This is a genomic window from Nitrosospira lacus, from assembly GCF_000355765.4.
GTDB lineage: Bacteria > Pseudomonadota > Gammaproteobacteria > Burkholderiales > Nitrosomonadaceae > Nitrosospira > Nitrosospira lacus.
The window spans coordinates 515175-532124 of record NZ_CP021106.3 but is presented as its reverse complement, the minus strand read 5'-3'; the positions used below and the strand labels follow the sequence as shown (position 1 = coordinate 532124).

Sequence of the window (16950 nt, the reverse complement as noted above, 5' to 3'; positions counted from 1 at the left end):
AGGGGCAATCAGATTGAAGCGCATTATTTCTGGTGCGCCTGTTTCCATTCGTCGGCTTGTTTTCGCGCTTCGGCAATCTGTTCCGGTGTCATGAGCTTTGACATAACCTCGCTATTCAATTTCGCATCCTCATAACCCGCCGTGCTGGCAATATTGAACCATTTTTCAGCTTCGACAAAGTCCTGCTTCACTCCATTGCCTTTGTAGTACAACACGCCCAGGTTGGTTTGCGCGCCCGGATGGCCCTGTTCGGCCGCCTTGCGATACCAGGCCAGGGCCTGCCCGTAATCCTGCGCAACACCCAAGCCGTTGTCATACTTCACCCCCAGGCTGTATTGAGCTCTGGCGTATCCCTGCTCAGCCGCCTTGCGATACCAGGCCAGGGCTTCCTGTTCGTCCTTGCTAATTCCGCGGCCGTCATCGTACCTGACGCCCAGGTTGTATTGCGCATCCGCATCCCCCTGTTCGGCGGCTTTGCTATACCAGGATACGGCCTTGTGGTCGTCCTGCGTAACGCCTTTGCCTGTCGCATACATGACACCGAGATTGAACTGGGCGGGGGCATATCCCTGCTCCGCCGCCCTGCGATACCAGGACAGAGCTTCCTCGTCATCCTGCGCAACTCCCCGGCCTCTGGCATATAGCACGGCAAGCTTGAATTGCGCCCGGGTGCTTTCCTGTTCAGCGGCTTTGAGATACCAGAATGCGGCTTGCCGTTCATCGAGTGTAGTACCCTGTCCCTTCGCGTATGCCAGCCCCAGATTGTATTGAGCGTCGGCGTTACCCTGCTCAGCTGCCTTTCTATACCAGGAAACGGCCTCCCGGTCGTTCTGCACAACCCCTCGTCCTTTCGCGTGCAGAACACCAAGCGCGTACTGCGCATCCGCAAAACCCTGCTCAGCAGCTTTGCGATACCAGGATGCGGCTTGCTGATCGTCCTGTGTTACCCCCTGGCCTTTGAGATACATGAAGCCAAGAATGGATTGCGCGGGAGCGTGCCCTTCCTCCGCCGCCCTGAGATACCAGGTCATGGCCTGCTGATAGTCCTGCGCCACCCCCTGGCCTTTTGCATACATGACACCCAGATTGTAGAGCGCAACGGGGTAGTTCTTTTCGGCGGCCTTGAGGTACCAGGCCATGGCCTGCTGATAGTCCTGCGTGACGCCCTGGCCTTTGAGGTGCATGAACCCTAGAATGGATTGCGCCGGCGCGTCTCCCTGATCCGCCGCCTTGCGATACCAGACCACTGCCTGCCGGTAATCCTGGGGAACGCCGCGGCCTTTGGCGTACATGACGCCCAGATTGAACTGCGCATCCGTATTTCCCTGTTCGGCGGCTTTTCTGAAAGATTCCACCGCCTTGGCGTAGTCTTTGCTCAGGACAAACTTCATTCCATCTTCAAAGTCTCCGGCAAAGACCCGGGGTGTCAGCAACACCAGTAATAGCCCCGCTATGGGTAACCACCGCCTCATCGACTCACCATTATTCCCGCAAAATCCGAAAACCCGAACTTTAACTTGAGAAGTTCGATAAATGTACTGTCCGGTTATTTTTATTTTAAATTCCAGTCCCACGCGACGAACAAGCAAAATTATCAGGCCACCGGGTTACGCCGCGGATGTTTCTTCTTCCAATCCAGAACTGCGGAAATTCCACAGGGGACGCACATGAGTCGGGTAATTCTAGGGCCGGATATATAAACAGATTAAAGCGGGGATATGGGGTTCCGAGAGTCTTTGATTGAGTCCTCTCGCTTCTTCCAGCAATGCTGCTCCGCAGCAGACTTATTCAACTTGCCTACGAAGAAGATGATGAACAAGCTTTCAAATTCTCCCATGCTATGCTGCCTTCATATTCATTCCCTCTCAGCGTAGCGCGCACCGATTCGTTGTCGGTTCTTTTTATCATCAAAAGGAACGAGTAATCGGGACCCGTATAGGTGCTTCCCGCATAGTTGCGAACTTTCGGCACCGGTTCCGCATAAATTCCCACTGCATCGGGGTTCGTAGGCAAGTTACGCGCATACATGCCCGGTAATGCACCAAGCGGATAGGCATAAACCTCTGTGGCATCGATGTCCGGATATCTCCGCACCTCATATCCCAGGCCGCCGATTACCCACCGGGTATCCGATCTCAGCTTGCTTATCACGCAACGGGCGAGGGACGCGTGATCTCCAGTGAACTTGTCCGCATAAAGCTGAGGTTTGTGTTTGAAAATGCCGAAACCTGCGCATGCTGATAAAAGCAGGGCTAAAATCACAATTAACTTATTCATGGTTTGCCTCTTTAACCTGAATTGCCACCGCATCGGTTCGCTTCTTGGATCATGGCGATGCCCGATTGCACCCGGTGACAGACTTAATAGTAGCCGAATTGTGACTGCAGCGCAGGATATAATCTCAAGGATTCAGACTCGTGCATGGATTTTTAAAACTGCGCCCCCTTGCCCAGGATAAATCAAACATCCAATTGAGTGAGCAGGACGGCGTACGTGCGCTCCATCTGGGTAATAGCATGGTGCAAAGCGCCATGAGGCTGACCGCCCCCAATGATCTGGAGCTGGCTTATACCCGATGCATGATGGGTTTTATGCTGTTTCATCCCAATCCTGAAAATATTCTGATGATCGGCTTGGGAGGGGGGTCATTGGCGAAATTCGTCTATCATCGGTTGCCCCGGACGAAAACAATCGTCATCGAAATTAATCCGCAAATTGTCGCGATGGCACGCAATTATTTTTTTGTGCCGGCCGATGATGAGCGCCTGCAAGTGATCATCGCGGAAGGGGGAGACTATGTCGCCAGCCATCCTGCCAGCGCGGATGTACTGATGATCGACGGCTTCGATGGGGGCTGCCAGGTTCCCCCGCTTTGCAGCCAGGATTTCTACAATCGTGCCCGTGAGACATTGAAGAAGAAGGGTGTGCTGGTGGTGAATCTGCTCAGCCGGGACAAGGGGCTTCAGGAATATCTGAGGCGCATCGAGAACAGTTTCAATGGTCACGTCATGACCATGCCTGCGGAAGTACGCGGCAATCTGATCGCCTTTGCTTTCAAGCAGAGCCCCGGTAAACCGGCATGGGAAGAATTAAGGGAACGCGCAAAAAAACTCGAAACGGAGTTTGCCCTGCCCTTTCAGGAGTATGTCAGGAAATTACGCAGAGGCAAACCGTGAATCGATTTTCAACACGATGGGTACCGTTGTGGGAAGCCCATTACTTCTATTTATCGCTCTGATGGGTGGCGTGCGCTTTACCCGTCCTGCGTAAACTGGTACAGTTTCAAAGTTGTAAGCACACAACAATGGAATAACGGGCAGAACAAGATAGAGGGAATCAGGGCCATGGCAAAACTGTACGAATCCGACCACACTAAATTCATGCGTGAACTGTTCGAGAAAAACCCGCAACTGGCGGAAGATCAGAAGGAAGCGCGCGCGATCTGGTGGGACAAGAATCTGGACAGAGATGAGCGCAAGCGCTTCAAGGAATCGGCCGTCCCGCAGAAAGCCTACGTCTATTTTGGAAAATAGCGATACATGGCTGCGTCGCAGCTCCTTTGAATGGGTTCTCGAAGCGTCGCACGCATCCAGCTGCAGGATTCAGGATAAATCAAAGCGCTTCAAACACCCCTGCTGCGCCCATCCCGGTCCCAACGCACATCGTGACCATTCCGTACTTCTGATTGTGCCGTCGCAGGCCATGTAGCAATGTGGCGACGCGGATGGCCCCGGTCGCGCCCAATGGATGCCCCAGCGCAATTGCACCCCCCAGCGGATTGACCTTGGCGCGATCCAACCCCAGGTCGTTGATGACCGCAAGACTCTGGGCTGCGAAAGCCTCGTTCAATTCAATCCAGTCGAGATCGTCCTGCTTCAAGCCAACCTGCTTGAGCGCCTTGGGTATCGCCTTGATCGGGCCAATGCCCATGATTTCCGGCGGGACGCCGGCGACCGCGAATCCCATGAAACGTCCGATCGGGGTGAGATTGAAGCGCTTCAATGCCGCTTCGCTCGCTACGATCACCGCCCCCGCGCCATCGGACATCTGCGAGCTATTGCCCGCTGTTACCGAGCCGCCGGCCGCAAATACCGGTCTCAGGGTGGCGAGCGTTTGCGGGTTGGTGCCGGGGCGCGGGCCTTCATCGGTATCCCGGATGGCCGATACGTTCCGGATTTCGTGGGTGACGAGATCGGGCCGCTTTTCTTCCACAGGATAGGGCGCGATCTCCTGCCTGAATTCCCCCATTCTGATGGCTTCCAGCGCCCTGGCGTGGCTTGTCACCGCAAACTCATCTTGTGCTTCGCGGCTGACTTGCCATCGTTGTGCGACTTTTTCCCCTGTTATGCCCATGCCATACGCGATCGCGACATTCTCGTTCCGCGCAAATATCGCCGGGTCCAAAGACATCTTGTTACCCGTCATCGGTACCATGCTCATGCTTTCGGTGCCGGCGCCGATCATCACGTCAGCCTCTCCCAGGCGGATGCGATTGGCCGCGAGCGCCACCGCCTGTAACCCCGACGCGCAAAAGCGATTGATCGTCATGCCCGGAACGCTATCCGGGAGTCCGGCCAGTAATAGCCCGATGCGTGCCACGTTCATTCCCTGTTCCGCCTCCGGCATGGCGCAACCGGTAATCACGTCGTCGATGGCGGCCGGATCCAGCCCTTCGCATTGTGCCATCGCGGCTTTCAATACATGGGCCAGCATGTCATCCGGCCGCACCGTCTTGAACATTCCGCGTGGTGCCTTCCCCACCGGGGTGCGTACGGCGGCGACAATATAGGCGTCCTGAATTTGTTTGGTCATGGCAGTTCTCCTTTGCTAATTCACGCTCACCGTGTTGGCTCGTCTTTGGCTTCCTCGCCGCCTTGTCTTCTCTATGTTTGCGAATTAGACCGGACCTGGTTCATAAAATTACCCGATGGGTGAATATGTTTGTACCCGGAAGGCGCTTTTCAATAGTGGCTAATTTCTCAGTGGTTTTCCCGTCTTCAGCGTATGCTCCACGCGCGCTTGCGTCTTCTCGGTTGCCAGCAACTCGATAAACGCAGCTCGCTCCAGTTCCAGAAACCAGTTTTCATCCACCAGACTGCCGGGTGTCAATTCTCCTCCACACATGACATGGGCGATTTTGCTGCCGATCAGGTAATCGTGTTCGGAGATGAAATTACCTTCCAGCATGTTAACAAGCATGCCTTTGATGGTGGCAATGCCGGTCGAACCCGCCACGGAAATGTTGCGGGTTCTCAGCGGAGGACGATAACCCGCTTCAGCCAGTGCGAGCGCCTGCGCCTTGGCGACATAAAGCAGTTCAAACCGGTTCATTACCACCAGGTCGGCGCGGCGCAGGTATCCCAGCTCCTTTGCATGTTCAGCACTTTTCCCCAGTTGCGCCGTGGCGACGCTCTGAAAATAATTTTTCAGCAGCGGAAAAGGATCACTATCTTTTGCGTCCTGCCATGCGCGCAATGCGAGTTCTTTGCAGCCGCCTCCCGCCGGTAGCAATCCCACGCCGGCTTCCACGAGGCCAATATAGCTTTCCATTGTGGCCACCGCACGGTCGCAGTGCATCACAAATTCACAGCCGCCGCCCAAGGCAAGTCCATCCACCGCGGCTACCGTGGGAATCGTCGAGTACCTGAGATCTTGCGAAGTCTGCTGAAATTGCGCCACCATTGCCTCGACTTCCGCCAGCTTTCCGGCCATCAAGGCATCGGCAAGATTAAGGCTGCGCGCGGCTTTGAGCACAGCGGACTGCGCAGTTTTCTTGAATCTCTTCACCAGTACATTCAAGGCGGAGGGCGGCTCGCTGCTTTTCAGCCGTTCGGTGGTCTTTTGCAGATTGGCGCCCGCGGAAAACGGCGGTTCGGTTTGCCAGATTACCAGCGCGCGCCAGTTGCGCTCCGCTTCTTCTATGCTTTCTTGCACTCCATCCAGCACATCGCTGCCGATGGTGTGCATCTTGCTCTTGAAGCTGAGGATGGCGATCCCGTCACCGTCCGTGCCGCCGGCATTGTCAACGGTATGCCACATCCGCACCGCATCCGTCTCGAATATGGTTTTGCCGTATTGCACTTCCTCGCCCAAGAGCCGGTCCGGAAACAATTGCCGCTGATAAACCGCTAATTCTGAGCGCGGGCGGAACGTATTTGATGCCGGAGCATAGGATCCATGCATCCTGTGCACACCCTGTATATCCTGATTGATGCTCCGATTGACACCTTGCCCCATCTCCCCGACCCAGTCAGGCAGTGGCGTTGCGCTCATGCTCTTGCCCGCGGCGATATCCTCGTTGATCCACCCTGCGATCTCGTTCCATCCCGCTGCCTGCCAGATTTCAAACGGCCCCTGATTCCAGCCGAAACCCCAGCGCATGGCGAAATCAAGATCGCGCGCATTGTCGGCGATCACTGCCAGATGGACAGCGCAATAGTGAAACAGATCACGAAACAGGGCCCACAGGAATTGCGCCTGCGGGCTCTGGTTTGCTCGCAGCGCGGCAAATCTATCCGCGGGATTTTTACGTTTGAGCAATTCCTTTATGTCGTCGTCGGCCGTAGCCGCGGAAAGACGGTATTTCTGTGTGGCAGGATCGAGCACATGAATTTCCCTGCCTACTTTCTGATATATCCCGCGCTTGCTTTTCTGTCCAAGCGCGCCGCTGTCTATCAAGGCTTGCAGCCAGCCAGGTACGGCATAGGAGGGGTGCCACGGATCGTCCGGCAGCGTATCGCGCATGGTTTCGATCACATGCGCGAGGATATCCAGCCCTACCACATCGCCGGTGCGGAAGGTCGCGCTTTTAGGGCGACCGATCAGAGGGCCGGTCAAAGCATCCACCAGGTCGAATCCCAGGTCGAATGCGCTGGCATGATGCATGGTGGCGAGCGTGGAAAATACCCCTATGCGATTGGCAATGAAATTAGGGGTGTCCTTCGCGCGAATTACCCCCTTGCCCAGATAAGTGACCAGGAATTTTTCCAGGTCGTCGAGCATCGCGGTATCGCTTTCTTCGCAGGCGATCAACTCCACCAGATGCATGTAGCGCGGCGGATTGAAAAAATGGATACCGCAAAAACGGTGGCGCAGATTCTCTGGAAACGCCTGTGCCAACCGGTTGATGGAAAGCCCGGACGTGTTGCTGGCAAAAATGGTGTGCGCACCGAGATATGGCGCTATTTTTTGGTACAGCCCGGTTTTCCAGTCCATGCGCTCGGCGATGGCCTCGATCACGATATCGCAATCCCGAAGCCATTCAAGATGCTGGCCATAGTTTGCAGGCTGGATAAAGGCTGCCCTCGCGGGAACCGATAGTGGCGCGGGTTCCTGTTTTTGCAGATTCTCGACCGCCTTGGTCACATTGGCGTTGGCGTCTCCCTGCTCAGCGGGGAGCTCGAACAGCAGTGTTTCCACATTGGCGTTAATCAGATGCGCCGCGATCTGTGCGCCCATCACACCGGCTCCCAGGACAGCGGCCTTGCGCACGACGAATTTACCGTTAGTCAATTTCACCTCCAGTTTGACCTATTTTTTACATCAGGCAAAAATCCAAATTTCGTCACAATATTTTGTAAGCGCTGGCAATTGGCAAATGAGCTTGCATAAAACTTTGAATTTTTTGCGGCGCCCATCATTCCTGCGGAACAACTCGCGGTCTTCGATTCTCATCCACCGCGACATAAGTCAATACCGCCTCCGTGACCTTGATGCATATTTCGTCGCCACCTTGACGCAGTCCTCGCTGGGCATAGACTGCAACGTCCACCGTGATGGAAGTGCGCCCGACCTTGACAATGCTGGCATAAAAGCTCACCACGTCGCCGACGAATACCGGTTGCTTGAAAACAAATGAATTCACCGCTACCGTGGCCACGCGTCCGCGGGCACGGCGGATCGCCGGCAGACTGCCCGCAATGTCCACCTGAGCCATGATCCAGCCGCCGAAGACGTCGCCCGCATAGTTGGTGTCGGTGGGCATTGGCACCAGGCGCAGAATCGGATCGCGGTCTTCCGGCAGCGGGGTGTGGATGTCTGAACTATTACTCATTTTTTGTTCCGTCACCGTTTCCTGATTTAATGAAACAGCTTCCTGGTTTCGCAGGATGGGTGACGCGAAGCGCAACCCATCATTCGCCTATCTGGTTACCGCGTAACGATTCGTGATGGCCTTAATGCCCCTCGTAGAGCCTGGCCACTTCACCCTTATAACGATCAAGGACCCGACTTCGCCGCAATTTCAAGGTGGGCGTGAGCATGCCGTTCTCGATGGTCCATGGTTCTTGTGCCAGCGCTATGCGGTACACCTTGGCGTAGCCGGGAAACTCGCTTATCTGATGAGCGATCCTTTCCAGCAGGATTTCCTCAAGTTTCGGGTCTTGCCCCAGGTTGCGCCAGTCACGATCAAGTTGATATTGCCCTGACAGGCTTTCCCAGTGGCCGGGATTCAGGCCCACCAGTGCACTCAAGTATGAGCGTCCTTCCCCGATCAGCATCACGTGCTCGAATAATGGATCGCGCAGAATCGCGGCTTCCATATCCGCGGGTGGCACCTTTTCACCGGTGGACATGACGATGATTTCCTTCAGGCGCCCGGTGATCGTTATCCCGCCGTTTTCATCAATGCGCGCGATGTCGCCGGAATTCAGCCAGCCGTCAGGTGTCAGCACAGCCTTGGTGGCTTCCGGATCATTCCAGTAACCCAGCATCACATTGGGGCCGCGAATCAGCAGCGCAGCGCTCTCGCCAAGTTTTACTTCCACACCCGGGATGGGTCGCCCCACGCTCCCTGGGACATTGTTATCAAAGGTGTTGCTGCATACCACGGGACTGCTTTCGGTCATGCCGTAGCCTTGCAGCAGCGGCAGTCCCAGACCGATAAATACCCGCGAAACGTCAGCCGATAACGCCGCCCCGCCACTCATCGCCCCGCGAAGCCTCCCACCCAGTTTGGCCATCACCTTCTTTGCCACCAGGTTGTCCAGCAACGGCCATAACAGGTAGGAAAGACGCCAGGAACCGCGGCGCTGCTGATATTCGAAGCGGCTGAAACCAATATCAACCGCCAGCTTAAACAGCTTACGGCTGAGGGCGGATCCTTCCACGAGCTTGGTGCGAATTCCTGCGTACACGCGCTCATAGATTCGGGGTACCGAAACCAGGATAGTGGGACGAATGATCAGCAAGTCCTCCGGCAACTGTTGAATCGAGCGGGCATAGGCCACCGCGGCTCCGCACATCATGGGGACATAATAGCCGGCCGTGCGCTCGAAGGCATGCGACAGGGGAAGAAACGAGAGCAGCAGATCATTCCGCGACAGCGGCACAATCTGAGAGCAGCCATAGGCGTTCGTAAGTATATTGTGATGACTCAGCATCACTCCCTTGGGCCGGCCTGAAGTGCCGGAGGTGTATATAATGGTGGCCAGTTGATGCGGATCGGCTTTGACATGCTGCATCTCTCCGGCTTGCCCGGGCAGCCAGTCATGCAGCGCAAGCACGCGACTGTCCTCAATTTTTTCAGGGCTGCTCTGAATCGTCACGACGCGCATCAGATTGCCAATCGGATGGCTCAAGCCGGAAAATGTCCGCCACTGCGCAACCTCTTCCAGCAACAATACCTTAACGCCAGCGTCGGATAGAATATAGGCTGCATTTTCCGGGCGATCGGCCGTATAGAGAGGCACGACCACCAACCCCATTCTCAGCGCGGCATGTTCGAACATCACCCATTCGGGGCAGTTTCTTAACATCACCGCCACCCTGTCGCCGGTCACAAGATTCTCCCGGGAGAGGGCGGTTTGCCAGCGCATAATCCCGTGATCCATCTGTTCCCAGGTGAGATCGCGCCATTTGCCGCTCGACCGGTCGTAATCCCGGTAAGCCACTCCTTCGGGAGACCGGCGAGCTCTCTCACTGAACAGGCCGTCCAGTGTTCCGGCTACCTCCACCGGGATAATGTTCGTCAGGTCATGCTGCCTGTTTTGCATGAGTTGTCTTCCCTCGCCCAGTTTTTATTGGTAATTAATCGAGGGCCTTGGCAGCCTGCTAGCTTGCCGTGTCATGGATCACTTCCGCTGCCACTTCCGGGATCGCTTCCACCGGTCCAGGTCCCGCTTGCGGCTCGTCGCCAAAATCCCGGGGAAAATCATCCACCATAATGACGCGCCGGCGCAGGGCTTCCATTTTCCCCATCAGCTCCAACTCGTGGGTGGTGATGACCCTTTGCTTAAGGGCAGCGGCAATTTTCTCCTCCCGCTGCGCTGGAACCCGGCCGGCCTTGACGGCCGCGCGCAACTTGGTTTCCACTGCCTCGCTTACGACTGCGCATTGCAGCGCCTCTTCCAGAATTCCCAAGGGCTCGTCAGCAGATTCGGGCACGTAAATACCCGCGGTCAGGCGATCACGCGCTTCCCCCGGCGTCAGCATCAGCTTGGCTACCTTATGACCCAATTCATCGGATGGTGGCGAGAATGATTTGCCCCAGGGAAATACAAGGAACCGGAGCAGCCGAATTCCGACAGCACCGCCGGGAAAATTCCCCAGCAAGCCATTGAAGGCTTCCTGCATGCGGTAAAGCGCATCCTGCATCGACCAATGCAGCAACGGCAAATCAGCCGCGGGGCGATCATCGTCCTTAAAGCGCTTGAGCGTTGCCGAACATAAATAAAGCATACTGAGAATATCACCCAGGCGTGCCGACAATTTTTCCTTGCGTTTCAGCGAGCCTCCCAGGACAAGCATGGATATGTCGGCAAGCAGGGCGAAAGCAGCGGAGAAACGTGTCAGTTGACTATAATAACCTTGTACCTCGGGACCCACGCTGCCGGGAGCGCTCGCAAGATAGCCGCCGGTGAGTCCATGCAGCAGGGAACGCGTACCGTTTCCGATAGTGAAAACAATGTGTCCCATCAATGCGCGGTCGAATTCTACCGAGGCGCGCGCCGCATTGCTGTCATTCGCCGCGCGGATTTCCCTTAGCGCATAAGGGTGGCAGCGTATCGCACCCTGGCCGAAAATGATCATGCTGCGAGTCAGGATGTTGGCGCCTTCCACCGTGATGCTTACGGGAATATGCTGATAAGCGCGCCCCAGGTAGTTGCTGGGCCCCATGCAAATCCCCTTGCCGCCATGGATATCCATCGCGTCGTTAATCGCCTGGCGTCCGCGCTCGGTGAGATGATATTTGACAATGGCCGAGATGACCGAAGGCTTCTCGCCAAGATCCACCGCGCCCACCGTCATCACGCGCGCTGCGTCCATCATGTAAGTATTGCCGCCAATACGCGCCAGCGCTTCCTCCACGCCTTCAAAACGCCCGATTGGCGTTTTGAATTGCACGCGCACCCTGCCATATGCGCCGCTGGTGCGCGCCGCCAGTTTGGCTGCGCCAGTGCTGGTGGCGGGCAGGGAAATCGATCGCCCGGCCGCAAGACAGTTCATCAGCATGCGCCAGCCGTAACCCACTCCGTCGCGCCCGCCGATCACCCAATCCATCGGGATGAATACGTCCTTGCCGGAATTGGGGCCATTCTGAAAAGCCGCATCGAGCGGGAAATGGCGGCGTCCAATGTTGACACCCGGTGTATGGGTGGGGATCAGCGCGAGCGTGATGCCGAGGTCTTTTTCTTCCCCAAGCAGGCCATCCGGGTCATGCAGCCTGAATGCAAGTCCCAGGAGAGTGGCTACCGGGCCCAGGGTAATGTAACGTTTTTCCCAGGTGACCCTCATGCCCAGCACATTCTGATCGCCGTTGAATTCGCCATGGCAGACGATTCCAAAATCTGGAATCGAGCCCGCATCCGACCCCGCATCCGGTCCCGTAAGGGCGAAGCAGGGAATTTCCCGCCCTTTCGCCAGACGCGGGAGATAGTAATTTTTTTGTTCTTCCGTGCCGTAGTGCAACAGCAGCTCCGCCGGCCCCAGCGAATTCGGGACCATCACCGATACCGCCGCGGTGCCGCTGCGCGAGCCGATTTTCATCACGACCTCGGAATGCGCCAGCGCGGAAAAGCCATGGCCTCCGTACTGCCGGGGGATAATCATGCCGAAAAAACCGTTGTCCCTGATGAATTGCCAGACATGGGGCGGCAGATCGTGCAATTTGCGCGTAATGTGCCATTCATCCAGCATCGCGCACAATTGTTCAACCGGGCCGGCGAGAAAAGTTTTTTCTTCTGCGCTCAGTTTCGGCTTGGGGTAGGCCAACAGCTTGTTCCAGTCCGGCTTGCCGCTGAACAGATCTCCGTCCCACCATACGGTTCCTGCGTCCAGTGCCTCCTGTTCGGTCTGCGAAATCTGTGGCAGGATCTTACGGAAAAATTTCAGCATTCGATTCGAAATGAGCGCGCGCCGCAGTGGCGGGACCAATAGAACAATGCCGAGAACTACGACCAGCGCCAGCAGCACAGAGGAGATCAAGGTAATTTTCCCGTTTGGATTCGAAACAGCCACATCGTATTATTGTGGGGGAAATCCGGGCACGGCAGTCAATCTTTTACAGCCGCGCCGGCACTCTTCAAGCTCATCTTATTGTCTACTTTTTTAATGCCCTCCGCCATCCATGCAAGCATGATTACGCGATCCATCTGCGTTTGATTATCCACCATCCCCCCAAGCATCACCTCGCCATTGTGCGCCTCGATTTTCACGTCCATGTTTTTGACACTCGGGTCGGCGCGCAATGCCGACCGTATGTTGGCGGCAAGCGTGGTATCGTCTATGACCGGCCCCGCCGGTGGAGTTACCCAGGATTCATGCACCTTGTCTTCGTGCTTGGTGCAGCCGGTGACGGAGAGGGCACCGATAAGCATTACGGTAAAAACTATTCCTTTACATTTATCATTCATATTTTTTTCTCCCAACTGGAGTTGATCAAAAAATCGACAATCAAATCGACCTTTATTGATAAGCCATGATTATGAAGCCAACGCCGCCTTCAAACCAGTGCTACGCAGATACTCCCAAACGTGTTCCGGCAAATTCTCCATCAGGCAATCGAATTCCTTTATGCCTTCCATGGGGCGTAGCCAGGTAAGTTGCCGTTTTGCAAGCTGCCGCGTGGCAGCAAGCGCCATTTCACGCATTTTGCCCAGACTGATTTTATTGTCCAGATACATCCATGCCTGCCGGTAGCCGACGCAGCGCATCGAAGGGCTTTCGTCATTCAGACAGAATTTATCACGGATTGCACGAACTTCATCGATCAATCCCATCTCTAGCATTCTTTCAAAGCGCTGCGCGATACGCTGATGCAATATTTCGCGATCGCCGGGAGTCAGGGCGATACGAATCACACGGTAAGGAAGATAAAAATGTCTGGGTTTTTTCAGAATTTCCGACATGGGTTTGCCGGTGAGGTGGCACACTTCCAGTGCACGCTGGATGCGCTGACTGTCTGTGGGCTGAATGCGTGCCGCGCTTACCGGGTCGAGCCGTAGCAGTTCGTTGTGCAGCGCGGGCCAGCCAAACTCTTCTGCTTTGGTTTCGATCAACCGGCGTAGGCTGGCGTCCGCGGAGGGAAGTTCGGAAAGACCTTCCAGCAGTGCCCGGAAATATAGCATCGTACCGCCAGCCAGCAGCGGGATATTCCCTCGCGCCGTAATCTCGCGCATTGCGGCAAGCGCATCACTGACAAATTGCGCGGCGGAATAGCGTTCATGCGGTTCGATCAGATTGATGAGATGATGTGGCACCGCCGCCATTGTGTGCGTATCGGGTTTGGCGGTACCGATATCCATATAGCGATAGACTTGGGCCGAATCCACGCTAACGATTTCCACCGGCAGATTCCGGGCAATTTCCAGTGCAATGCTACTTTTGCCGCTCGCGGTGGGTCCCATGAGAACGATGGCAGGCGGAAAGAACGCGAAATCCTGATTTTGAAATTCTGAGCTTTGCTCTGTCATGGAAGAATGCGGTGCCGGATTCGACCGGAATATATTTCGATTGCTTGCTTATTTCTTTTTAAGCAGGGTCTTGAGATTTGCAAATGGACTATGCGTGGCCGGGGCTTTCTCCTCGCTATCCGATGGATTGACACCGCCTATGTTATCCAGGTATCGGGAATGCTCATTTTCATGACAGTACACACACAATAATTCCCAATTGCTGCCGTCAGCCGGGTTGTTGTCGTGATTGTGATCCCGGTGATGTACCGTGAGCAGCTGGACGTTCGTATGAGTAAATTCGCGTGCGCATCGCCCGCAGATCCAGGGATAAATCTTGAGTGCCTGTTCGCGATAGGTTGTATTGCGTTGTTCCCGGTTGCGCCGGGCTTCGGCGACAATACGATCAAGTCTGGCGTTATCCGGCGGGATTGATTTGGATGTCATTGGTTCGCAGCGAAGCCGGGACAAATTTCAAAATCCATGCAAATACCGCATGAAAGCACCAACTGGAATCCGGCAGTTGGCCGCACGCTCACCTTATGCAACTTACGGATTTTAGGATTAAACGCTATATTCGATTGCATGGCAAGCGCCGGTTTTTTCGGTTAGAATCCGGTTTTGCCGCCATGCTTTCCGTGCTGGTTTTGTCAACGCCGAATACTATCCCATGATTCTTGTCCTGAGCCCGGACACCCGGTCTGACAGTTCCGAATATAAACAGTTAATGGTGCACCTGGCTAATTTGCCCGGTATCTCCACGCGCGTGCATAACGAAGTAGGCATCGAGCAGACGCTGACCGAGGTATATTTGATTGGCAACACCAAGGCGTTGCCTGTTGAGGATATGCGAAGCCTGCCGTGCGTCGAGCAAGTTGTCCGGATCTCAGAGGAGTATCGTGTTCTCGGACGGCACAAGGATGATCACAGGCCCACCCACTTCGACTATAACGGCGTTCGTTTCAGTCAGGATACACTTAATGTATTCGCCGGGCTGTGTGCGGTGGATACCTTGGAGCATGTCGAATTAATGATGCTGGCGCTGCGCGACAATGGGCAGGTATGCACACGGATGGGCGCCTATAAGCCGCGTACCAGTCCTTATTCGTTTCAGGGGCACGGTAAGGCATGTCTCCCTTATGTATTTGAGCTCGCTGGGAAATATGGCATCAAGGTGATCGCCATGGAAATCACCCATGAGTCCCATGTGGAAGAAATTCGTGACGCACTCTTCCGGACGGGCAATGCCACTGGTGTCATGCTGCAGATCGGCACGCGCAATACTCAAAATTTCGAGCTGCTAAAGATTGTCGGCCGCCAGCAGGATTTTCCCGTATTGATCAAGCGTGGCTTCGGCATTACCCTGGATGAATCACTCAACGCCGCGGAATATCTGGCTTCCGAGGGTAACCGCAAAGTCGTTTTTGGATTGCGTGGCATGAAAACCAACATGGCGGATCCCCACCGCAATTTTGTGGATTTTGCTCATGTGCCGGTGGTCAAACGTCTGACGCGCATGCCCGTTTGTATTGATCCTTCGCATTCGGTGGGCATGCGCGCACCTTCGCCGGAGGGCATTCTTGATATCATGCATGTTACCGCCCAAGGTGTGATAGCGGGCGCCAACATGGTATTGGTGGATTTTCATCCAGTACCGAATAAGGCCCTCGTGGATGGGCCGCAGGCGCTACTGATCAAGGAGCTGCCGCTTTTTCTGGAGGATATCCGCATTGCCCGGGACGCTTACGAACAACGCGCGGCCCTGGCCAGGCGGTATCAGGAAGCGGAGCCGTAATCAGTATTGTAACGTCTCGTTAGACACTTCCCGTAATCCACTTTGTAAAGCTTTGGTGCGCGGGTTGCATGCTCGCCCCAGCGAACCTTGATCCCGAATCCGGCAGTTAACCGCTCATTTATCAGCCATAGGTTGTTTTTGGGCCTACATGCATGGCATCATTTTTAAATTCATCGTGAATATGAGATATACGCATTAAAAAATATCTTCCATATTAATGAGGCATGGCATTTTAGCGCTGTTGTTTGTATTGCCCATGTGGCCGTGGATTTCTATCGGCCTTGCGAGTGCTGTAGAGGTTACGCGCGAACCTTCACCATCCAATTTTCCGCTCAAGCTGACCGATGATCGCGGACGCGATATCCGTCTGAATCATATCGCTACACGCATTGTCTCGCTCTCTCCCAATATCACTGAACTGGTGTTCGCCGCGGGCGCGGGCGGCAAGCTTGTGGGCGTCAGCCATTACAGCGATTATCCGGCGGCGGCTAAGTCCGTTCCGGGCGTCGGGGATTCATCCAGTCTTGATCTGGAAAGAATTATTGCACTCAAGCCTGATCTGGTGGTTGCATGGCGCAGCGGCAATTCCATCTCCGATATTGAGAAACTTGAGAAACTGGGGCTGACTGTTTTCGCCACGGAAGCCACCAGACTGGAAGATGTGCCACGTTTATTGCGAATAACCGGTAGGCTGGCGGGAACCTCGACACAAGCGGAATCAGCGGCGAGGGCTTACGAAGCGGAGCTGGGGCAGCTCAAACGCACTTATGCCGGCCGCCGGCCAGTCAGGGTAGTTGCATTGATCTGGCATCAGCCATTCATGGCGGTAAATGGACATCATATTATCAGCGATATCATCAACATTTGCGGCGGCATTAATGTGTTCGCTTCCGCGGCGTCCCTGACACCGGTAGTATCCACAGAAAGTCTGCTGGAAGCCGATCCTCAGGCCGTCATCAGCAGCATGTCGCTCGAACTCGCTGAAACTGGAGTGAAGGAGCGCTTGTCATACATCGGCGCGGTCAGAAGCAATCATTTATATTTTGTGCATCCCGATCTCCTGCATCGCCAGACGCCACGTATTTTACAGGCGGCGAAAAAGGTATGCGCGCAGTTGGAGGAAGTCCGCTGAGGTGCGGGAACTCCGAGTAATCCGGAGTTTTTGCCGGCAACGCCCTCCACGGAGGTATCATACTGAATCCGGTAGTTGATCGTGGTGAATTACACGGTTTTTGCGCCCGACCGCATACTTTATTCTGCCCAGCC

Annotated in this window: 14 protein-coding genes; 4 read left to right on the top strand and 10 right to left on the bottom strand. The window is 55.2% G+C overall.

What is annotated here, in order from left to right:
• Positions 1-23: 23 nt before the first annotated feature.
• Positions 24-1472 carry an SEL1-like repeat protein gene (locus EBAPG3_RS02400; RefSeq protein ID WP_081607237.1) on the bottom strand — a complete coding sequence of 483 codons (1449 nt, stop codon included), beginning with the start codon at positions 1470-1472 and terminating at the stop codon, positions 24-26.
• Positions 1473-1797: 325 nt separating this feature from the next.
• Positions 1798-2277: a hypothetical protein gene (locus EBAPG3_RS02395; protein ID WP_040851530.1), complete on the bottom strand. Its 480-nt coding sequence runs from the start codon at positions 2275-2277 to the stop codon at positions 1798-1800.
• Positions 2278-2417: 140 nt separating this feature from the next.
• Between EBAPG3_RS02395 and EBAPG3_RS02390 the strand changes: the two genes are divergently transcribed.
• Together EBAPG3_RS02390 and EBAPG3_RS02385 are read left to right on the top strand one after the other, a co-directional pair.
• Positions 2418-3176, top strand: a complete 759-nt coding sequence (locus EBAPG3_RS02390) for a polyamine aminopropyltransferase (RefSeq protein WP_004175593.1) — start codon at positions 2418-2420, stop codon at positions 3174-3176.
• A 168-nt stretch (positions 3177-3344) separates the two neighbouring features.
• The gene (locus tag EBAPG3_RS02385) at positions 3345-3533 is read left to right on the top strand and encodes a DUF3460 family protein (protein ID WP_004175591.1); all 189 of its coding nucleotides are present in this window, start codon (positions 3345-3347) and stop codon (positions 3531-3533) included.
• Between the two features lie 79 nt (positions 3534-3612).
• Here EBAPG3_RS02385 and EBAPG3_RS02380 read toward each other — a convergent pair whose 3' ends face one another.
• The 8 genes from EBAPG3_RS02380 to EBAPG3_RS02345 all read right to left on the bottom strand — a co-directional run bounded on the left by EBAPG3_RS02380 (position 3613) and on the right by EBAPG3_RS02345 (position 14336).
• Entirely contained in the window at positions 3613-4812 is a 1200-nt protein-coding gene (locus EBAPG3_RS02380) for an acetyl-CoA C-acyltransferase (RefSeq protein ID WP_004175589.1), read from the bottom strand.
• A gap of 159 nt (positions 4813-4971) precedes the next feature.
• Positions 4972-7512, bottom strand: a complete 2541-nt coding sequence (locus EBAPG3_RS02375) for a 3-hydroxyacyl-CoA dehydrogenase/enoyl-CoA hydratase family protein (RefSeq protein WP_040851542.1) — start codon at positions 7510-7512, stop codon at positions 4972-4974.
• A gap of 124 nt (positions 7513-7636) precedes the next feature.
• A complete protein-coding gene (locus EBAPG3_RS02370) occupies positions 7637-8053 on the bottom strand; it encodes an acyl-CoA thioesterase (RefSeq protein ID WP_040851541.1) in 417 nt (138 codons plus the stop codon).
• Between the two features lie 121 nt (positions 8054-8174).
• Positions 8175-9992, bottom strand: coding sequence for an AMP-dependent synthetase/ligase (locus tag EBAPG3_RS02365; protein WP_004175581.1), 1818 nt, complete (start codon positions 9990-9992; stop codon positions 8175-8177).
• A gap of 58 nt (positions 9993-10050) precedes the next feature.
• Positions 10051-12423 carry an acyl-CoA dehydrogenase gene (locus EBAPG3_RS02360; RefSeq protein WP_004175580.1) on the bottom strand — a complete coding sequence of 791 codons (2373 nt, stop codon included), beginning with the start codon at positions 12421-12423 and terminating at the stop codon, positions 10051-10053.
• Positions 12424-12491: 68 nt separating this feature from the next.
• Entirely contained in the window at positions 12492-12851 is a 360-nt protein-coding gene (locus tag EBAPG3_RS02355) for a BON domain-containing protein (RefSeq protein ID WP_040851527.1), read from the bottom strand.
• Between the two features lie 69 nt (positions 12852-12920).
• A complete protein-coding gene (miaA, locus tag EBAPG3_RS02350) occupies positions 12921-13910 on the bottom strand; it encodes a tRNA (adenosine(37)-N6)-dimethylallyltransferase MiaA (RefSeq protein ID WP_004175576.1) in 990 nt (329 codons plus the stop codon).
• Positions 13911-13958: 48 nt separating this feature from the next.
• Positions 13959-14336 carry a YajD family HNH nuclease gene (locus EBAPG3_RS02345; RefSeq protein ID WP_004175575.1) on the bottom strand — a complete coding sequence of 126 codons (378 nt, stop codon included), beginning with the start codon at positions 14334-14336 and terminating at the stop codon, positions 13959-13961.
• Positions 14337-14559: 223 nt separating this feature from the next.
• On the opposite strand from EBAPG3_RS02345, the gene EBAPG3_RS02340 reads away from it, so the two are divergent.
• Positions 14560-15684, top strand: coding sequence for a 2-keto-3-deoxy-D-arabino-heptulosonate-7-phosphate synthase I beta (locus EBAPG3_RS02340; RefSeq protein ID WP_004175572.1), 1125 nt, complete (start codon positions 14560-14562; stop codon positions 15682-15684).
• A gap of 256 nt (positions 15685-15940) precedes the next feature.
• Complete coding sequence (locus EBAPG3_RS02335; protein ID WP_040851539.1) at positions 15941-16816, top strand: cobalamin-binding protein; 876 nt, start codon at positions 15941-15943, stop codon at positions 16814-16816.
• The last annotated feature ends 134 nt before the right edge of the window (positions 16817-16950 follow it).

Excerpts from the sequence above, each read along its gene's own strand:
- EBAPG3_RS02400 (WP_081607237.1), bottom strand. The coding sequence starts at position 1,472 with ATGAGGCGGTGGTTACCCATAGCGGGGCTATTACTGGTGTTGCTGACA.
- EBAPG3_RS02395 (WP_040851530.1), bottom strand. The coding sequence starts at position 2,277 with ATGAATAAGTTAATTGTGATTTTAGCCCTGCTTTTATCAGCATGCGCA.
- EBAPG3_RS02385 (WP_004175591.1), top strand. The coding sequence starts at position 3,345 with ATGGCAAAACTGTACGAATCCGACCACACTAAATTCATGCGTGAACTG.
- EBAPG3_RS02380 (WP_004175589.1), bottom strand. The coding sequence starts at position 4,812 with ATGACCAAACAAATTCAGGACGCCTATATTGTCGCCGCCGTACGCACC.
- EBAPG3_RS02370 (WP_040851541.1), bottom strand. The coding sequence starts at position 8,053 with ATGAGTAATAGTTCAGACATCCACACCCCGCTGCCGGAAGACCGCGAT.
- EBAPG3_RS02365 (WP_004175581.1), bottom strand. The coding sequence starts at position 9,992 with ATGCAAAACAGGCAGCATGACCTGACGAACATTATCCCGGTGGAGGTA.
- EBAPG3_RS02355 (WP_040851527.1), bottom strand. The coding sequence starts at position 12,851 with ATGAATGATAAATGTAAAGGAATAGTTTTTACCGTAATGCTTATCGGT.
- miaA (WP_004175576.1), bottom strand. The coding sequence starts at position 13,910 with ATGACAGAGCAAAGCTCAGAATTTCAAAATCAGGATTTCGCGTTCTTT.
- EBAPG3_RS02345 (WP_004175575.1), bottom strand. The coding sequence starts at position 14,336 with ATGACATCCAAATCAATCCCGCCGGATAACGCCAGACTTGATCGTATT.
- EBAPG3_RS02340 (WP_004175572.1), top strand. The coding sequence starts at position 14,560 with ATGATTCTTGTCCTGAGCCCGGACACCCGGTCTGACAGTTCCGAATAT.
- EBAPG3_RS02335 (WP_040851539.1), top strand. The coding sequence starts at position 15,941 with ATGTGGCCGTGGATTTCTATCGGCCTTGCGAGTGCTGTAGAGGTTACG.